This window comes from Kocuria sp. UCD-OTCP (genome assembly GCF_000349605.1).
Classification (GTDB): Bacteria; Actinomycetota; Actinomycetes; order Actinomycetales; family Micrococcaceae; genus Kocuria; species Kocuria rosea.
In genome coordinates, this window is sequence record NZ_AOSQ01000007.1 from 16835 (window position 1) to 37661 (window position 20827).

The window sequence follows — 20827 nt, forward strand, 5'->3', positions numbered from 1 at the left end:
TAAAGCCCCGAATATGGCGCTCCATATCAATCCATCAAAGGGTTATACTGGCGCTCATTTTGTCGATGCTTATCGCGGGCGGCCTTGTCTTTTCAATTCAACTCTGGTCGCTATTACCAGGCTATGCGGCTGGTATAACTTGCCTTTTTGTCATTTATTTACACTCAGGATTACGTGCATATCAGAATGAAGTTGCCACTATGCGACGTCACTTAGCAACGGTCAACCAGCGCTTATCTACAACTATGCAAAAAGTGCAAGATCTGGAAACGCCCATTAACGAAGTATCCGACGGACTCAGAGACGTCGAACGAGCTATCGGCAATAACAGATATCCGTCAATCGACAACTACCAAAACACGATGCAATCAACCTACGAAAATCTGGACAAACTGACTGCCAGCGTTGGTTCGATCAACACGAAGTTGTCACTGATCGCACCCGATGCCACAGTTGGGGCAACCTCAGCCCTCACGATGTTCAAAAAACTACGCCGCCCTGGACCTGTGCTACTAATTATGAGTTCAGATCGCGCCGATGCACTAGACGCAGTAGCCGCGGGGGGACTTCCAGATGATTTCCTTGTCTTGGCGATGAACCACGACGACCGTGTTCAGGAATGGCCCCCTCCACACAGCCTCGGTGGTGTATTAATTGCCCTGGACGATGTCCCATTAGACACACTAAAGGTACCGGTACGTTTTTGGCGATGGTTGCGGACCGATATCCCTATTCTTTCATATGTCGATAATCCGGCCCGGCTGACAAGCTCCGCGGAAAAATTCGCAGCGTTGTCCAGGGACGAATTGATCGTTACTCAGCTAACTTCGCGTACCGCCGCTTTCGCAAGGAGCTTCGATGTCCAAGGCTAGCTTCAGCGACACAAATAATGACAGCAAAGCATTTTCAACCATTTTTGGAGAAGATCCGCAGCAGTATCTTGCGGATAAGCGAAGTAATCGAAATCTCCATTTACCTCGTATGGCAGCAGTCCTGGATGATTTTTCTACCCAGTGCTTTGAATCCATCACTAATTACTTCCCAATTGCGAAAAGTGACTACCAGTTGGCATTGGAACGCTTAAAGCCTAGATTTCTTTTTATAGAGTCTGCATGGAACGGAAATAATGGAGACTGGCTCTACCAGCTCACTAGCCCCACGGGTCCAAAAAAGGAACTCATCGATTTAACGCACCAGGCAAAGCGCCTTGGTATTCCCGTAGTTTTTTGGAACAAAGAAGATCCGCCACATTTTTCGCAATTTCTTCCTGTAGCCAAATTAGCAGATTTCGTCTTCACGACAGAAGCAAACCTTATTCCGTCTTACAAATCGGAAGTGGGACATGCTCACGTCGACTCGTTACGGTTTGCTGCCCAGCCCAGCATACATCGGCCGGCGGAAATTAGTGGACACAGATCGGGGGACATTGCATTCGCGGGTCAGTACTTCAGACACAAATTTCCGGAACGCAAACAGCAAATGGATTTCCTTTTCCCGGCGGCCGCAAAGCACAATTTTTCAATATATTCGCGTGTTATGGACGGAAACCCCGACTACAGTTTTCCCACGGAATATGAAAAGTTCATCGTCGGATCACTGCCTTACAGTGCCATGGTACGAGCCTACCGAGAGCATAAAATCTTCTTGAATGTGAACTCTGTGCCGAGTTCACCCACAATGTGCGCACGAAGAGTATACGAGCTGGCAAGTTCAAAGACTCTTGTTGTGAGCCCATTCTCGGAGGCTATTCGGAACATTTATCCCGAAGACGAAATAATTCTTGTCCGCGATGAAAACGAGGCTTCGGAAGCGTTTGACCGCTATCTAGGTGATGACGAACTCCGCCGATCCACGGCACACAAGGCGTGGCGCCGAACTGGGCGCCTTCATACATACCGTCATCGACTCAACCAAATACTTACGACACTCGGTGAGCCCGAAGTACCACTGCTCCCCCGAGTGCATGTAATCCTCCGACACCGGGGAGAAGGCGACCTGCCGCGGCTACTGTCCGAAGTCCAGCGACAAACGATCAAGTCGGAAGTTGAAGTGTACTTGGACGATGGATATCGCGATTTCGAATATCAAAGGCATGAACTTCCTGGGGTTCAGCCTTTGAGGAATATTTTGACTGAAAAGCTCGATATATCGGACGATTATGTGACCGTCATGGACAGTCGAATAGAATACGGGCCGAACTATCTTGTTGATCTCGCACTATATTTGCGTGACTATACAGAGGCGCCGTGGGTCAGTAAGCCACTCATCAGAGGTTTTGAAAACGCTGAAGTGCCCGGCGCGCGCGAAGACACATTGTCTGACTGGGCTCTAGACGCTGCTTGGATGGCGCGAGGTTCCGCCCAGTGGAAAGATATTGTTCGCCAGACTCAGCCCTTCGGAAGCAAAATACGTGTCCCCCTTTTAGACGAACGCGCGTACCACACCGACGTCTACAACATTAAGCATGCAGCTTCAACCGATAATGTTACCTGGAGGCTATAAAATGCGAGTCGCATTTTTCGACGGAATTCTCGAGACACATGTCGCCTCCTCCTTCGAGCGTGCCTTCGAACAACGGGGACATCAGGTCTGGAACACCGGAAAATTCGGACATGGGTTTCAATTTGCAACTCGCATGAGCATGTCGAAGGATACTTGGCATCACATCGAAAGGATCAAGGAATTCCAACCGGATTGGATCATCGTTTTCAGGCCCGCTTCTGCTCCATATCCAGTCCTGCAAGCTCTTCGTCGAACAGGTGCCAATTTGGCAGTATGGTTTTCCGATGACCCAGTGCTTTTCGATTTATCCTACGGACCTGTAGTGGACATGTACGACCTTGTTCTGCATTGCGGCAATAAGGAAGTGCTGGGGTTTTATGAGAAACATTTTGGCAGACCGACGGGCGTCAATTTCCCTTTCTGGACGGACCACGATGCTTTTCCTTACGTTTACGGGCAGGAGAAGCCTGAAACCGACGTCATGTTTCTCGGTAACGTACACGACGATGTGAGGCGACGACGCTACTTCGACCTGGCTTCATTGAAAAGCACCGTGCGCGTACACGGCAGGACCGGGACTGACTATTTCGGTATATCCGGGGGTTACCTGGATACCGATGAAGAAGTCGTGGTTGCTGGTGCTCGTTGCTCCGCTGCCCTGAATATTCCTCAGTTCTTTAAGAATCACCGGGGACTAGAGACCTGGTTCCCTGGCTTGGGTGATCTGGGCTTCTTCGAGTACCCAAGCCGAGTCATACAGTACGCGGCCATGGGAATTCCGACCGTCTCCGTTATTCCAGGTCTCGACCGGTTTGAGTCATTTCCTGAGATGAAAGTCGTTGAAAGTATCGCGGAAGCGGATGAATGGGTGGGAGCTTGTCTTGCCGGTGGCGAGTTTCCTGAACTTAGCAGACGAGTCGTTGCTCGATTCGATTCAAATTTCTCAGCCCTATCACGAGTTTTGGCCTTTGAATCGCTTACTTCTTCGGACGACTGGAAGCATCTGGACGCTCACGGTCGAGCCTTGTGGTTCACACAATTCGATGGTGGGCACCGGGTGGCTCCCGCGACAATTTCGAGCGAAACTGTCCATGAGGGGAGACTGCATTCATCTGGCCCTGAGTCAAGTCCAGCGTTGTCCGACGGACACGCTATCACCATCGTTCCGAATTTGACAGAGCGAACATCACGTGTCGGTATTTTTGGTCGAGGCTGGGAACGATCGACGTCAAGAGTTAGCACGCTTTACCGGTCTTTGACCGGGCTCGGTTATACGGTCGAGGTTTTTGATGAATCGCTTTTATCAGAATTCATGGTCGTCAATCCAAACGACCCGGCGGCCCCATTCCTTGATGTCTCCAAGCTTCTTAGAACTTGGGGGACGATTCCAAAATTTTTGGTATTCGCGGGGACGTCGGCGCACTTAACGTCTGCAGGTATCCAGTACTTGCGTGACAGAGGGGTAAAAACGGTTTATGTGTCTGATCGAGTGAGTTTTGATAAGGAGACGGATTTACAGCGATTCGAGCGTTTCGATCTCGTGTCTCTGCCGACGTCTTTGGGGCATCGTCGGGCACTCACGCGCGGATACCAAAATGCTGTCTACGGACCGCTAGCCGTAGATGCGGCTTATCGTTCAGCCGTCGCCGCGATCTCGTCTGCGCACCCATTGGTTCTGGTGGCCGGAGGCGACAAGGCTTCGCACAAACTTCTGACTGACTGTGCGGCGCTCAGCAAAGTTGGTGCTTTCGAGGCGGATCAATTCGATGTGACCACTGACCCTGCTGGCGATGTGAATGCCTTAGCTGCGCGTATGGCTAGCCATGTCGTGCTGGTCCCCCACGTTCGTGATGAAGACAAGTCCATGCATTACTCAGAAATTCTTCCGTACGCTATCGTCGCTTCTCGCTATCCCGTAGTTGCGCGGCACGCCTCGTTCGCGGAAGATGACGATTTTTCTCCCCTTGTTGTCAAGGTCGGGAATGCAGTTGAAATGAGACAAAAACTTGCCCGATTGATGGTTTCCAGCCGCCTAGCTGCCGCCAGAGCCGAACTATTGAATAAGAGCATTCCCACTCTTCTTTCGATGGAGACTCATTGGGAATCTTGGCTTCGTTCTTTGAAACAACACAACCCAATTGAGCTTACTCCCGCGGCAAGCAACGAAGAGAGTATGTCCGCACGGATATTATTGGCGGGTGACGACCTCGCTATTGACATGATACAGCCGAGCAGTGTTTGGGGGACTTCCGCATTCGATGTTCAGTGTAGTCACTCTTTGGCTCCCGGATTTGAATGTCTCCTCCACATCAGACGTGAAGGCAAGACTATTTTCAGTCGGGTACTGGAGGACGGCGAGCGCTTCAGGGTGGATGTGACGTCTTTGAACCCGCACTTGCCAAACCCCGTATTCGTAGCTTTCACTGTGAAACACGACAGCCCGGTTGATGGCAAACTGCATGCCCACGTCAAGTTGACGCCAGCAGTCACGCGCCGTGTTGTGAGGAATACTGCCGGCCAAGGCAATACTGTTTTTACTTCACATTAAGGAGTCCCATTGCGTCCTCGACTTATCGACTCGTCGAAGCATCGGGTCACTCGCTACAAATCATTGGGTGCCTTCGTGCAGGCCAAGGAAATACCCAATGGTTATAATACTTTTGAAATTGGTGGTCTTCCAGTTGATGTACTGGTTAATGATCGCGGTAGTAATGTAACTGGTTTTTTCTTTCATGGTGCTGTCGACGCTACATATCGGGCGCCAGTGATAGTTGGACAGGGTATTTCACGAGACGTTCCAATTAACCGTATCTTCATCCCAGATCCGACCGTGCTTGTTTCCAAGGATCTCAACTTGGGTTGGTATCTCGGAACCCAGAATGTCCGGACCCAGCCCGTTATCGAAGATGTTATCGGGAAATTATTGGCCACTTCCTCCGGAAGCCGGGCGTTTTTTTTCGGCTCGTCCGGGGGCGGGTTTGCTAGTCTCTATTTCTCTAGTTTTTTTCCGGGATCTCTGTCCATAGCGCTGAACCCGCAGACCAATATCTTGCGACACCGCAAGGACACCGTGGAGCAATTCTTTCAGCTTGCACATGATTTGGAAGAGGGGTCAATTGCGTCAGCTATCCCTCATTCTTGCCATACGGACGTAATCCCCTTTTATAGTCGTCGTACATCGAACACCGTTGCGTATATACAAAATGTGAGGGATCGCTTTCACATTAAAGAACACATGCATCCGTTTGTGAAAGCAGTCCACCCAATGAATGCAGTTATGTATCTTCAGGACGACTGGGGCGGTGATCATACGCCGCCGCCAAAGTACGTTTTGTCGCAACTCCTTCAGGGTGTTGGCGTGCATCCCACATGGCAGTCCGCTTTGTTTTCCCAAGGCTTCACGAGCACTAATTCCATCGCATGAAAGTTGAGACAAATATGTTCTTGGATTTTAGCAAATCCACTTTTGCTGCTATTTTCGCGTCCGCATCTCTTGCTTTGGGCGGCTGCGCGAGTGCAGACGTTGATCGGGCTTCCGGTGCGGGACACGATTCGTCTGCTGAGGCTCAGCGCGTTCCGAATGTCGGTGGAAACACGCTTTTTAAGGCTGTGACTACGATAAAGGAGATGGATCTTTCTTACAAAATTGAGGGCGATGCATATCCGGGCGCAGGAAAGGCCAACAACTCGGAATGGAAAGTTAAGGATCAGAACCCTGATGCCGGTCAAGAAATAGGCGAGAATTCCACAGTCACCCTAGTTGTCGAGAAGATCAATTCTCCGTCTGATAAATCATCCGCTAAGAACGGTTCTTGAATCGGTGAGCCGTCGTGAACCGTCCCCGGTTTGATGCCGCTTCCTTTTGAGTCTGGAAGGAAGATAGAGATCATGCCGAAGAGGATCCCCGAGGAGACCAAGCAGCGGGCCATCCGCCTGGTGCTGGACCACCTCGATGAGTACCCCACCCTGACCGCTGCCTGCCAGTCCGTCGGCGATCGGCTGGGCATCGGGAAGGAGTCCCTGCGCCGCTGGGTGCGCCAGGCCCAGGTCGACGCCGGTGAACGCGAGGGGGTGTCCTCCAACGAGCAGGAGCGGATCAAGCAACTGGAGCGGGAGAACCGGGAGCTGCGCGAGGCCAACGCGATCCTGAAGGACGCGGCGGTTTTCTTCGCCGGGGAACTCGACCCCCGACGGCGCTGATCCTCGATTTCATCGAGGATCAGCGCGCCAAGGGCCGCTCGGTCGGGTCGATCTGCACGGTGCTGCGCGAGCAGGGCCTTCAGATCGCCGAGCGGACCTACCGGTCGTGGAAACGCGCTCGGCCCAGTACTCGCGACCACCAGGATGCGGTGATCATCGACGCCATCCTCACTGCCCGGGTGGACGCCGGTGGTGGTGCTTCACCGGAGTCGATGTACGGGCGCAGGAAGATGACCGCGCTGCTGCGGCGCCAGGGCCTTGAGGTGTCCGCGCGCCGAGTGGATCGGCTGATGCGCCGGCTCGGGATCAACGGCCTGGTGCGCGGCAAGGGCGTGCGCACCACGGTCCCGGACCGCAACGCGGCCCGGGCCCCGGACCTGCTGGACCGGGACTTCACCGCGCCGGCGCCCAACCGCCGGTGGGTCGCGGACTTCACCTACGTGCGGACCTGGGCTGGATTCGTCTATGTGTCCTTCGTGATCGACTGCTACGCGCGCACGATCGTGGGCTGGCACGCGGCCGCAACGAAGACGACCCCGTTGGTCACCACCGCACTGCGGATGGGGCTGTGGCGGCGCGACCGCGCCGGGCACACCGTCCAGGACGGACTGGTCCATCACAGCGACGCCGGATCCCAATTCACCTCGGTGGCCTTCGCCGAGACCCTGGCGATGGAGGGTATCGCCGCTTCCATCGGATCCATCGGCGACGCCTACGACAATGCCCTGGCGGAGTCCACGATCGGGCTGTTCAAGAACGAGGCGGTCCGGGACGGCTCTCCATTCCGGACCGGCCCGCTGCGCACCATCGACGACGTCGAGTGGGTCACGGCCGGCTGGGTCGACTGGTACAACAACCGACGCCTGCACTCCACCCTCGGGAACATCCCGCCCGAGGAGTTCGAGGCCGCCTACTACGCTGGCCTCACAACGCCATCACACACGGTGCTGGCACCCACATAGGAGCGGCAAAGAACCGGGGACGGTTCATCTCGTCACACATGTCCCGAGCCCATACACATCGTGGCGGCCACGGTCGCGCGGTGGTCGATCTCCCGGGGTCGGCCTTGCCGGTCGTAATCGGCCAGTCCCTCGAGCCCGGCCTCGGTGTAGCGGGCTCGCCAAACGATCACCGTGGTGCGGGCAACGCCGACCTTCTCGGCGATCTCAGAATTGGAAACCCTGTCGGCGGCCAGCAGCACGATCCGCGTCCAATTCGTCAATCCCGCCCGCACCGAGGTGGAACGGAGCAGACGGATCAGCTTCTCTCGATCGCCCTCGCGCAACAGCAGCGGGGCCGTAGGATAATTCGCGATAATCCATGGTCCGACCTCGCCAGGCGTTCAAATAGTTTAACGATGGGCCACTATGGGTTGAAAATACTTCGCCCATCGCTTTTGAAGCAAAAAATCAGTTTATATATCCAATTCAGAACATCCGGTCTGCAATATTGACCGCAAGATGCCGGTACACCGATTCCGAATAGTGAAATACCTCTTCCCCCCAGCGATGGGTCTGCGAAGACCGCACTGGTACACCTGTGTCTCGAATGATCAAGAGCCCCAATGAATGTAGGCACTCATAATACTCTCGGGAGGCCTCCTGCCACCATGCGGCGTCATACTTGGAAGAAGTGACCCCTCCTTGCTCCGTTTTATCGGCCCACGGAATTCCGATAACTAAAGTACGATGAAGGAGACCTAACGACTCCAGGTCCCGAGCCAAGTGTGTCGCACTCTCCGACCAGAGAGCGTAATGCTCGGGTTCTCCGAAGGATACATGCTGAAATGTGGAGGGCATCTCCGTGATGATCTCGGATTTGTTCAGCTCCCAAGATGACGTCACGGCCTCGCCTGTTTCTTTATTGACCAATACGCCAGATCTTTCATCAACAAGATCCATCAGCACTAGGTCAATGCCAGGTCGAGCAGTTCGCAGATCGTTCGGCAGGGATGACGCAAAATCCCATTCCACTCGCCTGGCTTGAAAAACAGAATTCAAACCTATGTCGCCACTCAGCGCGGTAGGGGTGCTGTAGGCGGAGATAAAAGACTGCCTAGCCACGTATTTTTCCAACGTGAAATCACGTGAAAGAAAATTGTATGTATCGCGGCTTACGCAACTTCCAATAATGAAAACTCGCCCAGTATCATGCAAAGTTTCATTCACCTTGGTCTAATAAGGGGTTGCGAAACAGGGAGTTCCGCCACACCAATCTCTTCCGCGAAAGTGGTCCAGTCGTTCGAAGTACACGCCAGTTCCAGCAAAATCTTCAGCTGTCCTCTACTTGGAGGAACGTGGCCCTTCCCCCAGTCCTCCATCATCGCATAAATCCCACGAGAAGCCTTGGCCACTTCCATAAACGGAATATAGTGACGATTCACATGATTTTCATCGCCTGTATTCTGCACATAAATAACTGTGTTTTTAGCTTCCGCTGTATACATGGAAAGAACTTCTGTATTAGCCGTAATTAACCGCAGAGGATCATACTCATTCGGATCCACTTGCCATGCCTTATCAGCATAAGCGTGCACGAACGTTCGAATGTACATTGAAATGTCAGTCTGTGGATTTATCGGCAGAGCGAGAGAGTTTGGGAAAAAAAATGAATAGTATAGAGCTGCAAAACCTCCACCCGATGCGCCAAAAAAGATAACTTCATCGACACCTTGCTGAAGGAACAAATGCTCCATGATTCGACGAAGATTTTCTTGAAGATTGGGCTGCATATGGTTCCCTGCGTACCACCCCAACCGGAGACTGTCATCTATATACAACGATGGATCCGATATAAAGAGCCGATTGGCCTCTACTTCCCCGGAAAATCCACTGCCGAGAAACATGGGAAGTTGCCGAACCGAACTTGTTATTGCGGCATGGAAAAATACGACTGTGCGCTTGTACCCGCGATAGTTGTTATTTATATCTATAGGCAAGCCACCCTCATGAATAGTCAAAATACCTGGAGGTATTTCATCCGAGGTGCAAAAATCGTCTGTTGAGAGGAACGAAGTAATCCTGTGAACTTTTGGGTCTATAAAACGCGTACGGCCTGTTTGAAGCATATTCAGCCTTTGATGTCATTGAGTGCCTGGGCTGGTCGGTGATGAGTCCGTTTGTACCTCAAGGCGCGTTTACGGCAAAGTTTTAATTAGTGCGCGACTTCGACTACTGGCAGCTTATTGACAATAGGAGCAATCGCCAGACGACCATGACGCCACAGCCCCTTGGTGTCTACGACCTGTTTGCCATCCATAATGCCCTTCGGCAGCTTCGCGAACTGCTGGTGATCGACCAACAGCACCACCACGTCGGCTTGTTTGATGGCATCCAGAACTTCCGCGAATCGGACATTCTTCAGTGCTTGCAGCGCCGGCGGAAGATCGGCTACATGGGGTTCCACAGCGAGGATTGTTCCATGCTGCATCTCCTCGGCCAGTCGCTTGGTGATGTCGATCGCCGGAGACTCGCGCAGATCGTCGATGTCCGGCTTGAAGGAAAGGCCCAGGGCGGCGACGACTGGGACAGGCATTCCCTCGGTGGTCTCCTTGACCTTCTGCACGACCCACTCCGGCTTCGCGTCGTTGACTTCCCGAGCGGTCCGGATGATCCGGGCTTCCTCCGGGGCCGCTGAGACGATGAACCAGGGATCCACCGCGATGCAGTGCCCGCCCACGCCGGGGCCGGGCTGGAGGATGTTGACCCGCGGGTGGTGATTGGCGAGCTCGATGAGCTCCCACACGTCGATGTTCAGGCGGTCAGCGATCAGTGAGAGCTCGTTGGCGAAGGCGATGTTGACGTCGCGGAACGAGTTCTCGGTCAGCTTGGCCATCTCGGCCGTGACGTCGTCGGTTTCCAGGAGCTGGCCGACGCAGAAGGTGGAGTAGAGTTCCTTGGCCCTCCGGGCTGCCTCCGGGGTCATCCCGCCGATGATGCGGTCGTTGGTGATCAGCTCCTCCATCACCTTGCCGGGCAGCACGCGCTCGGGGCAGTGCGCCACGTGGATGGCGGGCTTGCCCTCGCATCCGTCGAGGGACAGATCCGGGCGCTGTTCGATGATGAACTCCGCCATCTTCCGCGTGGTCTGCGGCGGGGAAGTGGACTCCAGGATGATGAGCTCGTCACCGCGCAGCTGGGGGGCGATGCTGGTGGCCGCGGCGTGGATGTAGGACAGGTCGCCCTCGTAGTTGCTCGTGAAGGGCGTCGGAACCGCCACGATGTATGCATCGCCGGACGGCATCTCGGTGGAGGCCGTCAGATTGCCCTCGATGACGGCCCTAGCCAACTGCTCCTCCAGACCGGGCTCCACGAAAGGGATCTCGCCGCGGTTGATCCGCTCGACATTGGCCTGGTTGATGTCGACGCCGATCACTCGCGATCCGTAGTTCGCCAGGACCACCGCCGTGGGCAGTCCGATGTATCCGAGACCGACGACGACAACGCTCCGCTGTTCAGACATGGCACGACTTTCTGTGGGGGGAGGTATTGCAGGGTGCCCGAGGGGAAGGGGGGTTTGTGTGGGCCGATGCGGGGACATCACTAACGAAAATCATACTGCCGTATGCGAATCACTGTTCCCAAACATGACGACACGACCGGTGGCCAGGACAGCCGAATCACGCACTGACCAGGTGTGTTCCTCACTGCCCCTGTACTGACGGAAATTGAACCGATCGCTGGAGTAGATGCGGTAGCCGGCGTCGACTGCGGCAGAGAGGAACGCCGAGTCCTCGCCGGTGGTCCGATGCTCGAACGAAATTGCCTCGAACACCTCCCGGCGCCCCAGAATGGTAGGTCCCATGACGAAGTTCGTGAAGCGGTGCTCCATGTGCCCGAACCGGAGCAGGGTGGCATCCTGGGACGCCACATACATGTAATGGGCGTGTTTCCCGACGAGGTCTGCATCCGAGTAGTGCAACGCGCGCAACTGGTCGATCAGGTAGTGCGGGCCGTAGAAGTCGTCGTCGTCCATCTTGGCAAGCACCTCCCCCGTGGACGCCTCGACAGCTCGGTTCAGGCACTCCCCCAGGGTGGATTCGTCCCCTGCTTCCAGGACATGGACGTTGGTCAGGCCGGAGGCGGCCACAGACCCTGCGACGTCGTGCGCAGCGGGGTCGAAGCCGTGGCAGACGAGGAGCACTTCGGGTTCCACCCCGACCTGGGTGGCGACGGAGTTCAGGGCGTGCTGGAGCCGGTGCGGGCGATGGGTGCACAGCAGCACGGAAACACTGGGCAGTTGCGGCGCCCGCCAGTCTCCCGGAAGCGCCGCGTTCAGGACTTGCGCCGTCCGGTGGCTGTAGGTGTGCTCGGCCCAGATGGTGCGCTGAGCCCGGTGGACCGTGCGCTCGGCCATTTCAGGGCTGCGCACGATCGCACGGATGAGGTCGGCCGCATGCTGCCTGTCTTCCGCCACCGGAACCTGGTCTGCGGGGAAATAGTTGCGGATCGCCGCACTCGGCGTCGAGACCACAGGCGTGCCGGACGCGGTGACCTCGAAGATCCGCCGGGCGCACATGCTGGGCGAGTCCACCACCGAGTTGACGTTGAGGAAGACCTTGTACGCCTTGTAGGCGGTGAGCATGCGCTCGTAGGGCAGGGAGCCGACCACCCGTACGTCGAGCGGAGCAGGGAACTGATACCGGTCATCGTCCCCGAGATAGCGGGAGAAGATCTCGAGACCGGTGTCCATCCGCGGGCTGACGTCCAAGGCCCCACCCAGGAGCAGATCCATCTGTTCCCGGCGCTCGGGGAACTTGTGGGCGAAGTACATGCCGGCAAAGGCCACATCGCGCTCATGAAAGCCCTCCCGAGGCCGGACAGGATTGTGCACGGCGGGCTGAGCAGCAAAAGGGAGCACGCCCACCCGGTTGTGGCCGAGGTCCCGGACGTAGTGCTCCACCCTGTGCGAGTCCGTGGTGAACACGTGGTCGAACAGACTCGCGCACTCCAGGAAGTCGTCGTAGTGCGGAGGGTCCTCCTTGTTCCAGAACACCGTGGGGATCCCGAGCTCCCGGCAGTGCGCCAGGAGATCCTTGACGGGCTGTTTGACCCCGGACGCTCCGGTGAGCTGGTACTGCCACTCGTCGCCGTTGCCGTGCCAGGCGGACTCGACGAATAGCAGGTCCACGCGTCGTTGTTCGAGTTGTTCCCGCCAACGGCTGCGGGTGAGCGGGATCTGGCGCCACTCGTAGGCGAACGCCCGCAGGGAGAAGTCGTCCAGGATCACGGCCGCGGTGACATCCCCGAACACCGGGGCCCGGTCAGGCCACTGCACGGGTTCGAAGTTCAGAGCCGCACCGCCGTCCGCCGGTTCGGCCGACACACTCCGGGGCACCCGCAGCCGGCGCCGGTACGTGGCCAGCGCCTTCGTCCCGCCGTGCCGGAGGTGCCACAGTGCCGTGCGGAATCTGAAGTTTCCGGCGGTTCCTGTCACGCGCCGGTCCTGTGCACCGGGAAGGTGAACCGCTCCTCGTCCGGGGATGCGGACGGCTCGGGCGCGCCAGGAGCGACGTCGTCGAGGACGGTCCGCGCCAGATTCGCGCGAGCCTCGTCGCGGAGGGCATACCCCGTGAGGTTGTTGCCCGCCGCGAGTTCCTTCATGAACCGTTCGTAGGCGCGGGTGACCTCCTCCGGGTCCCCGTCCATGACCAGTTCGCCCTGGTCGATCCACACCACGCGCGAGCACGTCTGGCGTACTTCGCCCATCGAGTGGGAGACGAAGAGGATGCACCCGGCCTGGTCCCGGATCTCCCGCATGCGGATTTTGCCACGGTCCTGGAACTGGGCATCACCGGTGCCGAGCGCTTCGTCGAGAATGAGGATGTGGGGATCGGTGGCCGTCGCCACGGCGAACCGCAGGCGCGCGGCCATGCCGGAGGAGTACGCCTTCATGGGCCAGTGCAGGGCCTTGTCGAGTGCCGCGATGTGGACGAGCTCGGGCAGACGGGCGTCGACTTCTGCCGGGGTCATTCCTTGCGCCAAGCATCCCAGCCGCATGTTGCGCTCTCCTGACAGCGTGGGGACCAGCGAGATGTGGACCCCCAGCTTGGCGGGAGTGTCCACCGCGTACACACGTCCGGAGGTCGGGTTGAGCTGGCCGGCAATGACGTTCATCAGGGTGGACTTCCCGGACCCGTTGCGGCCGATGAAGCCGACCGATTCTCCTTCCGCCACGGTGAGGGTGACGCCCTTCAGCGCACGGTTCTGCACGATCGGCGGTCGGCCCAGCGCTTTGCGTGCCAGCCGCACCGCCCCGGACACCGGGACCTCATCGCCGCCGCCAGTGCTGGTGACGGCGTAGACCACCGTGACGTCATCGACGACCACGGCTGGATTCCTGACCTCACCTCGCCTGCGGACCCTCTCGATGGGGCCTGTCTCAACGCTCATTGGCGTAGCTCTCCTCGTTGCGCCAGAACACCCACAGTCCCACCAACCATGTGCCCAGCGCCGCCACGAGCAGGATCGTCCACGACGACCAGGACGGAGTGGTGCCGTAGAGCAGACAGTCCCGGGCCATGGAGAGCACCTGGTAGAGCGGGTTGGCCTCGAACAGGATCATCCACCGCTCGTCGTCGACGAATCGTGTGGGGTCGTAGAAGATTCCGGAAGCGTACATCCAGATCCGCATGGTGAACGTCAGCAGGTTGCCCACGTCCGGGATCCGGTGCACGAGCGGAGCCATGAGCATGCCGAAGCCCCAGTTGAAGACGGTCTGCAGCGCCACAATGGGGACCAGGAGCAACCATCGCCACGTGATCGGCTCGAGCGGGGGGATGAGCAGGACCATCGCGACCATGGCCAGGAGCACGAACCCCTGGCTCATGAGCTCCCGGAGGTTGATGGACAGTGGAAGTGCCGCCCGCGGAAAACTGAAGCCTCGGATCAGGGCCCGCCCCGACGCCATCGACCGGGCACCGGCCATGATTGAGCGCGATGAGTAGGTGAACATCATGATGCCCACCAGGAGGTAGGCGATGAAGTTCTCGACCCCGCGGCCCGTGTTCAGCAGGAGACCGAAGATCAGCAGGAACGCCAGCCCCAGCAGCACGGGGTTGAGCACGAGCCAGGCCTTGCCGAGCAAGGTGTGCTCCTGACTCACTGAAAGGCGCACCCGGGCGTCGTAGACCACGAAGTGCCGGCTGCCCCACAGCTTCACCAGGTACTCGGTCAGCGGGGGCCGTGTGCCCACGGCGCGTAGCTGGGAGGAGTCGAAGACCACGGTGCGGGGCGGAGGGCCCGATGCGGACTCGACGGTCCGTTCGGGTGGTTGTCGCACGCTCACGCAGAGGCCTCCTGGTGTGTGTCGCTCCCGGTCAGGTGGCGATAGGTCTCCACGGTAGCGGAAGCAACCGCGTCCCACGTGCGTTCCGCCAGGGCGCGTCGCCGCCCTTCCTCGCCCAGGCGTCGCCGCGTTTCCGGGGACCGTAGCAACTTGTCGAGGGCCATGGCCAGAGCCGCCGGGTCCTCAGCGGCTGCGAGCACCCCGGTGGTTCCGTCCACGACAACCTCGGCCAGAGCCGGCAGGCAGGACGCGACCACGGGGGTACCGGTGGCGAGTGCCTCCACCGGCTTGAGCGGAGTGACGGCCCGAGTCACGGCCCGATCCTTGCGAGGGAGCACGAACACGTCGAAGGCCTGGTGATACAGCACGGCGTGCTCGCGCGGCACCCTGCCCAGGAAGTGAACGCGGCCCTGGATACCGAGCTCGACGGCCAGTGCCTCGAGTCCTGGACGAGCGGCGCCGTCCCCGACGACGACGACGAGCAGCTCCGGTGCCTCCGGCACCAGGAGGGCTGCGGCTCGCAGCAGGTCGTCCAGGCCCTCGTACTCCACCACGCTCGTGACCGTCCCGAGGATCAGGGCATCCTCGGGCAGCCTGACAGCACGGCGCGCCACACGGAGCGGCAATGGCTCGTCGAGATAGGGCCCGCCCACGGCGTTGGGCGCAATCCGGACAGGGATCGGGGCCGCAGCCAGCAGACCTGTCATGCTCCGTACGCGAGCGCTCATCTCCCGGCCGAGGGTGACCACGTCGTCCGCGGCACGGAGCATCTCGGCTTCGCGGGCAGTGAAGAGCCGGTAGCGTTCGCTTGCCGTGACCTCCGCGGGGCGCGACGACGCCCAGGTGTCGGCCAGCTGACCGCGGACCTCGTAGACCCACGGAATGCCGATCGCCTCCGCCACCGCGCTGGTGACGAGGGCGTTCACGAAGTGCGTGGTGGTGTGCAGGACCGCGGGCCGGGTGCGCAGCGCGAGGTCGAGGACGACCTCTGCCTCCTGCTGGAGGCGGCCGGTCGCCGTGGTGGCGAGGCGCCGCGGCAGAATGCGGTGATAGGGGATGCCGTCGATGACGTCGACCGACCGTGCGCCGAGCTTTCCCACCTGCACCGGATAGCCGGGACGCGTCACGGCGGCCACGGACCAGCCCTGAGCGGCAGTGGCCGTGAGCAGCGAGTGAGTGCGCTGGGCGTAGCCGCTCTGGGTGTGCGGCAGGGAGTTCGTGAGCACGTGCAGCACCGAGGTCAGGTCCGGGACGTAGTCCGTACATGAAGTGAGCGTCGGACGCCACCCCGAGAACAGGCGCAGCTCCTCCTCGTACCGGAGCAGCTGGCGCCGCTCCCCCGCGGTGGCGGCACCCTCGGACACCGCGCAGTTCAGTCCTTCGACGGCCTCGGACATCCGGCCCAAGTGCCAATCGCGGCGGGCCACCGTGCCCGCCCGGCCCTTTCTCCGCACGGAAACGCGCTCCATGAGGCGGTCTGTCTCGGCCACCCGTCCCATGGAGAGGGCGACGTCCGCGAGACGCCGCGTCGTCGTTGCGCGGAACTCGCCGGCAGACGCGCGTTCGAAGAACCTCTCGGCGTGGTGGTCTCGACCGAGGACGTGGGCCGCCGTTGCTCCGACGGCAGGCCACGGCGCACCGAGCAGAACGCGAGCCGTGGGATGCACTAGGACGGCCGGGAGCCGGCGGGCGACCTGTAACCAGAACACCACGGGGTCGTCGGCCAGATGCTCCCGCACGGTAGCGGCCGTCAAGATACCGTTGACACCGAGCTGCCGAACGGACCCGCCGCCCGTCTCACGCCGCATGATGGTTGTCCATCGATCTGCATTCATTCGAGTCCTGCACACGATCGTCTGAGCGTGGCGCAGCCTGCGCAGCCCCGTTGGTCCCAGACGCCACTCCTCGACCGGCCTCCAGACCGGACACAAGTCCACGGAGGATGCTGTCGTAGCGCGCCGCCAGGTCGGGATAGTCGGCGTGCGCCGCCACCCAGGCACGTCCGGAGGAACGTGGCCTCAAGCGGGACCGGTCCGCGATGAGCGCCTGCCACAGGCGGGCGATGTCCCCGGGCTGGCCACCGATCACGTCTCCCTCTCCGGCGTCCTCGAAGACACGGGCCGCTTCGCCACGAACGATCGCGGTGATGTGCCGGCCCACGGACAAGACCTCGTAGGTCTTGGAGGGGATCGTCGCGTCGAAGGACTTCCAGTCGTCGCGCAGGGAGACCACCACGGTGTCCGCCTCGGCGTAGCGCTCGAAGACCGCACGGCCGTACTCGGGCGGCAGGAACCGGACGGGAGCGCCCAGTCGAGCCGCCAGCGCCTCCAGGGCCGGCTTCTGGCTGCCCTGCCCCACCATGGTGAGCCGCATCCGCTCCCCCACCAGGGCGGAGGCCTCGATGAGGTTCTCCAGACGCTGGCTCTCCCCGTGGTTGCCCAGATACAGGACCTCGAGTCTGTCTCGCTGCGCCGCCGGCGGCAGCACTCGCGGGGTGTTGTCGAGGACCACGCCGTTGCGCACGGTGACCACCGAGCGGACGCCCCGCTCCCGCAGAGTCGTGGCGAAGCCTTCGGTCACGGTGACCACGAGATCAGCGTGGTTCTGCACGAACTCAACCACCCGGTTGACCACGCTCTTGCCACCGTGGCGGACCAGGTTCGCGTCCTCGGCGAGATTGGGCCACGCATCCCGCATCTCCACCACGAACGGAACGCCTTTGAGGCGTGCCAGCAACCAGCCCGAGGCCAGCAGAGGCAACGCCGGCGCCGTGACCAGGATGACGTCGAAGGAGCCGGTGGAGACCCCCCGCACGGCGGCGACGGCCGCGGTGAACAGCTGATCGGTGAGCTTGCAGAGGCGCCCGTGCCTGGCGCTCAGGTAAGGGACGCGGTGGATCCGCTCTCCCAGCGGGCCGATGGACCGGCCCCACGCGCTGCCCTCGGGGCGCTCCTCCCCCACAGCGAGGAATCGCGGCGTGGGTGCGAGAAAGCTGACGTCCCAGCCCGCGGGGACAAGGAATCGGGTCAGCGCCGACCAGCGCCGTTGCGGCGGAGAGTGCTCGGGCCAGTAGGAATGGGTGAGCACCAGCAGGCGGAGGGTGCGGGGGGTGTTCGGCATGGCTCTCTCGCGGGGGTCAAGAGGTGCCGTCCCGATCGGGCACGGGGCGACCTACGGGTGGTGTGCCGCCCATGCATGGTGACTGTGCGAGGGCGAACTGATGATCGTCGTTCTCAGAGTAGCAACATCTGCATGGAGATTGTCGGCCGAAGTGGTGACACTGGCCAGTTGCGTCTGCCGGTCCCGCCTCAGAATTGGCTCAGGGTAAGGACTGTGACGGTACCGGGGTTGAGCGACATGCTCAGCTTGTCTTCACCGTGGCGAGCGCCGGGGACATCGGGGCGGTGCTCCACAGGTGTCAGAGGCAGACCCCATCCGTCGACGGAGACATTCTCGGCGCCGACGGGATCGAGCGCGTTGCCCAGGGTCTGAGCGCGACCGTCGGAATCCTCCGTGCGCGGGCTCCCCGCCTCCGGCTCGACGTCGAACGCGCTCTCCCCAGGGAAGCTTGCCTCCCAGGCCGGTCCGCCCAGCTGTGTCATGACCGCCTCACCGTAGGCGTCAGGCAGATCGATCCTCACCGGGGTCCGGCCGGCGTTCCCCGGGTCGGCGAAGTTCGTCACGACGAGAGTTGTGTCCTGTCGGCCGCGGTAGTCGCGGTGGTGGCGGATCGCGTACGCGGTGATGTCATCGTTGCCGGCAATCTTCGTGTCCAGAAAGTCTCCGTCCGGGATCTGCCCGACGAGGACGAGCCCAAGGTGGTTCGCGCGGGGCACGAAGGCTTGGCCCTGATCATCGCGGGTTCCGGACGAACACACCGGCGACATCGGGGGCCCGCCCGCGCACTGGTGCAACGACGAGTGATGGACCAGGCGTTCCACGCCGAGAGATTGAGCCCTCATGGAGTACTCGGCCGCGAAGATCGCCGAGCCGAGCGTCTCGGTAATGTCATTGCTCCCCAGACACGCCGAGACCGACGTCTCCGTGAGCCACACCGGCATGCCGGCTTCCCGCCCCTGGTCCATGGCGATGCCGAGGAATCGGTCCACGTTGGCACGGGTGTACGGCGCCACGAGGTTGTCCATCGTGGGCAGCTGGCGCGGCGTCGAGCCCGCGCACGAGGACAGCGGGTACTGGTGGACAGCCAGGACGGAGTGGTCAAGGTTCGCCTGAGCGACGGCCTCCCACCAGTCCGGGGCGAAGGCGCCGGGCGCCGTGACCGGCAGGTGCGGCACCTTCTCCCGGATGAGAGCGGTGTACTCCTCGAGCTGGGACACGTACTGTGCCTTGTCCCAATTCTCGTCCTTGACGCTCAGTCGGTGGCCGTCCCCCTGGTAGAAACCGTTGGGCTCGTTGCCGACCATGATCGCGACCAGGTCCTCACCGAATGCGTCGTGTGCGTGAGCCGCCAGCGCGGCAGCGCGCGCAGGGTCGTCCGCAGCCAGGTTCGCGCTCAGAATGACCTCGGCGTCGACGGCCTCGGCGAAGCCCGCGACCCGGCGCAAGTCATCCGGGGTCACCGTGGTGATATTTTCCCCCGGCTGCAGCGGCCAGTCGGTGGGCGGGCTCTCGTCCTCAGCGGTGAAGAAGAAACGGCGGTCCACGGAGTTCCCCCCGAAGCGCAGTGTGGGACGTTCCAGAGATCCCACCAAGGACACGAGGTCGGAGTTGTCCATACTCAGCCGTTCATCGGCCAGTTCGGTCGCTTCGAAGGACAGCCCCGTCGCAGCCCGCCTGAAGTCCTCTCCGGTGGGCGATCCGGAGACCGTGATGCTCGCCGGCCCCTGCGCGCGCCGTTCTGCTCCGGCGACCTCGGGCTGCCGGTAGTGCTCCGGCATCTGGCGTTCCGCTGCGACATACTCCGTGTCGACGTCGGTGAGTGGTGTGTCGTCACGAACCGGTGGCGCGTTGCCACAACCGCCCAGCAGGACAGCCGCGGTGGCTGTCAAACAGGCGACGATGGGGAAGGAGCGGCGATGCACGGCGTGGCTCCTTGGGACGGCGACGGGAGCGGGGATTTCCACTGTAGTTCTTGTCGACTCCGGCGGACGGCCGCGCTTACTGCCCGGCGGCCACCTCCGGAGTGTTTATCGCCGCGATCGGGATCAGGTTGCCGCAGGTGTCGTCGAGCACCGCGGTGGTGACCGGGCCCATCGCGGTCGGCTCCTGCACGAAGCGCACGCCCAGTCCGGTGAGCCGCTCGAACTCGGCCTGCACGTCCTCCACCCCGAAGCTGTTGAACGGGATGCCGTCGGCCACCAGGGCGTCCTTGAACGGGTGGACGGCCGGGTGCTCGGAGGGCTCCAGCAGCAGCTGCACCCCGTCCGGAGCATGGGGTGAGACGACGGTCAGCCACCGGTAGGGGCCGGTCGGCACGTCGACCTTGAGCTGGAAGCCGAGCTTGTCGGTGTAGAACTCCAGGGCCTTCTGCTGGTCGTCCACGAAGACGGAGGCGTAGGTGATGATCACGGAGTGTCCTTCGGCGAGGGCGGCAGCGAGTCCATCCACTGCCGCACGTCGGTGAGCGGGGAGGTGTCCAGGTGGTGCACCGTGGTGCGCCCCTGAACGGTGGACGTCACCAGGCCGGCCTCGCGCAGCACGGCCAGGTGTTTGGTCACGGCCTGCCGGGTCATGGCCAGGCCGTGGTCGTTGATGAGCCGCACGGTGAGCTCGAAGAGGCTCTGGTCATCCCGCGCGGCGAGCTCCTCGAGGAGGATCCGCCGCGCGGGATGGGCCAGGGCCTGGAACACGATGTCCACGCCCCCAGGTTAGGCAACCT

General features: G+C 60.4%; 18 protein-coding genes. 6 read left to right on the top strand and 12 right to left on the bottom strand.

The features are described from left to right. Positions 1-59 precede the first annotated feature (59 nt). From H488_RS36990 to H488_RS22405, 6 genes are all read left to right on the top strand, one after another. Positions 60-872 (top strand): hypothetical protein, encoded by an 813-nt coding sequence (locus H488_RS36990; protein WP_150110276.1) that lies wholly within the window; start codon positions 60-62, stop codon positions 870-872. Continuing rightward, positions 859-2502: a CgeB family protein gene (locus tag H488_RS36410; protein ID WP_081615705.1), complete on the top strand. Its 1644-nt coding sequence runs from the start codon at positions 859-861 to the stop codon at positions 2500-2502. The genes H488_RS36990 and H488_RS36410 overlap by 14 nt, the downstream gene beginning before the upstream one ends. Then, complete coding sequence (locus H488_RS36995) at positions 2465-5050, top strand: hypothetical protein (protein ID WP_150110277.1); 2586 nt, start codon at positions 2465-2467, stop codon at positions 5048-5050. Before H488_RS36410 ends, H488_RS36995 begins: the two co-directional genes overlap by 38 nt. Before the next feature lie 63 nt (positions 5051-5113). Then, positions 5114-5926, top strand: a complete 813-nt coding sequence (locus H488_RS37000) for a hypothetical protein (RefSeq protein ID WP_190274494.1) — start codon at positions 5114-5116, stop codon at positions 5924-5926. Further along, positions 5923-6318 (top strand): PASTA domain-containing protein, encoded by a 396-nt coding sequence (locus H488_RS36415; protein WP_081615697.1) that lies wholly within the window; start codon positions 5923-5925, stop codon positions 6316-6318. The genes H488_RS37000 and H488_RS36415 overlap by 4 nt, the downstream gene beginning before the upstream one ends. 72 nt (positions 6319-6390) lie before the next feature. Next, positions 6391-7664, top strand: a protein-coding gene (locus H488_RS22405; RefSeq protein ID WP_150110279.1) for an IS3 family transposase whose coding sequence is annotated in 2 segments (ribosomal slippage) — positions 6391-6661 and positions 6661-7664 — 1275 coding nt in all. Because the reading frame shifts where the segments join, the coding sequence is not laid out codon by codon here. A gap of 32 nt (positions 7665-7696) precedes the next feature. Here H488_RS22405 and H488_RS22410 read toward each other — a convergent pair. The 12 genes from H488_RS22410 to H488_RS22450 form a co-directional block, all read right to left on the bottom strand. Next, complete coding sequence (locus H488_RS22410) at positions 7697-7903, bottom strand: helix-turn-helix domain-containing protein (protein WP_237740416.1); 207 nt, start codon at positions 7901-7903, stop codon at positions 7697-7699. Positions 7904-8129: 226 nt separating this feature from the next. Then, on the bottom strand, positions 8130-8870 hold the full coding sequence (locus tag H488_RS37005; protein ID WP_150110280.1) for a DUF6270 domain-containing protein: 741 nt from the start codon (positions 8868-8870) through the stop codon (positions 8130-8132). Beyond that, entirely contained in the window at positions 8867-9433 is a 567-nt protein-coding gene (locus tag H488_RS37010; protein ID WP_190274495.1) for a hypothetical protein, read from the bottom strand. The genes H488_RS37005 and H488_RS37010 overlap by 4 nt, the downstream gene beginning before the upstream one ends. Before the next feature lie 422 nt (positions 9434-9855). Next, the gene (wecC, locus tag H488_RS22415; protein ID WP_081615698.1) at positions 9856-11163 is read right to left on the bottom strand and encodes a UDP-N-acetyl-D-mannosamine dehydrogenase; all 1308 of its coding nucleotides are present in this window, start codon (positions 11161-11163) and stop codon (positions 9856-9858) included. Positions 11164-11253: 90 nt separating this feature from the next. Beyond that, complete coding sequence (locus tag H488_RS22420; protein WP_017832336.1) at positions 11254-13137, bottom strand: glycosyltransferase family protein; 1884 nt, start codon at positions 13135-13137, stop codon at positions 11254-11256. Next, entirely contained in the window at positions 13134-14030 is an 897-nt protein-coding gene (locus H488_RS22425) for an ABC transporter ATP-binding protein (RefSeq protein ID WP_017832337.1), read from the bottom strand. Before H488_RS22425 ends, H488_RS22420 begins: the two co-directional genes overlap by 4 nt. 52 nt (positions 14031-14082) lie before the next feature. Continuing rightward, a complete protein-coding gene (locus H488_RS22430) occupies positions 14083-14982 on the bottom strand; it encodes an ABC transporter permease (protein WP_237740417.1) in 900 nt (299 codons plus the stop codon). 2 nt (positions 14983-14984) lie between these two features. Beyond that, complete coding sequence (locus tag H488_RS22435; RefSeq protein WP_017832339.1) at positions 14985-16796, bottom strand: glycosyltransferase family 4 protein; 1812 nt, start codon at positions 16794-16796, stop codon at positions 14985-14987. Beyond that, positions 16786-18108, bottom strand: a complete 1323-nt coding sequence (locus H488_RS22440) for a glycosyltransferase family 4 protein (protein ID WP_017832340.1) — start codon at positions 18106-18108, stop codon at positions 16786-16788. The genes H488_RS22435 and H488_RS22440 overlap by 11 nt, the downstream gene beginning before the upstream one ends. A gap of 188 nt (positions 18109-18296) precedes the next feature. Beyond that, positions 18297-20030: a hypothetical protein gene (locus tag H488_RS35955; RefSeq protein ID WP_017832341.1), complete on the bottom strand. Its 1734-nt coding sequence runs from the start codon at positions 20028-20030 to the stop codon at positions 18297-18299. 76 nt (positions 20031-20106) lie between these two features. Then, positions 20107-20517 (bottom strand): VOC family protein, encoded by a 411-nt coding sequence (locus H488_RS22445; RefSeq protein ID WP_017832342.1) that lies wholly within the window; start codon positions 20515-20517, stop codon positions 20107-20109. Next, on the bottom strand, positions 20514-20807 hold the full coding sequence (locus H488_RS22450; protein ID WP_017832343.1) for an ArsR/SmtB family transcription factor: 294 nt from the start codon (positions 20805-20807) through the stop codon (positions 20514-20516). Before H488_RS22450 ends, H488_RS22445 begins: the two co-directional genes overlap by 4 nt. Between the last annotated feature and the right edge of the window lie 20 nt (positions 20808-20827).

Excerpts from the sequence above, each read along its gene's own strand:
- H488_RS36410 (WP_081615705.1), top strand. The coding sequence starts at position 859 with ATGTCCAAGGCTAGCTTCAGCGACACAAATAATGACAGCAAAGCATTT.
- H488_RS36995 (WP_150110277.1), top strand. The coding sequence starts at position 2,465 with ATGCAGCTTCAACCGATAATGTTACCTGGAGGCTATAAAATGCGAGTC.
- H488_RS36415 (WP_081615697.1), top strand. The coding sequence starts at position 5,923 with ATGAAAGTTGAGACAAATATGTTCTTGGATTTTAGCAAATCCACTTTT.
- H488_RS37010 (WP_190274495.1), bottom strand. The coding sequence starts at position 9,433 with ATGCAGCCCAATCTTCAAGAAAATCTTCGTCGAATCATGGAGCATTTG.
- wecC (WP_081615698.1), bottom strand. The coding sequence starts at position 11,163 with ATGTCTGAACAGCGGAGCGTTGTCGTCGTCGGTCTCGGATACATCGGA.
- H488_RS22435 (WP_017832339.1), bottom strand. The coding sequence starts at position 16,796 with ATGCGGCGTGAGACGGGCGGCGGGTCCGTTCGGCAGCTCGGTGTCAAC.
- H488_RS22440 (WP_017832340.1), bottom strand. The coding sequence starts at position 18,108 with ATGCCGAACACCCCCCGCACCCTCCGCCTGCTGGTGCTCACCCATTCC.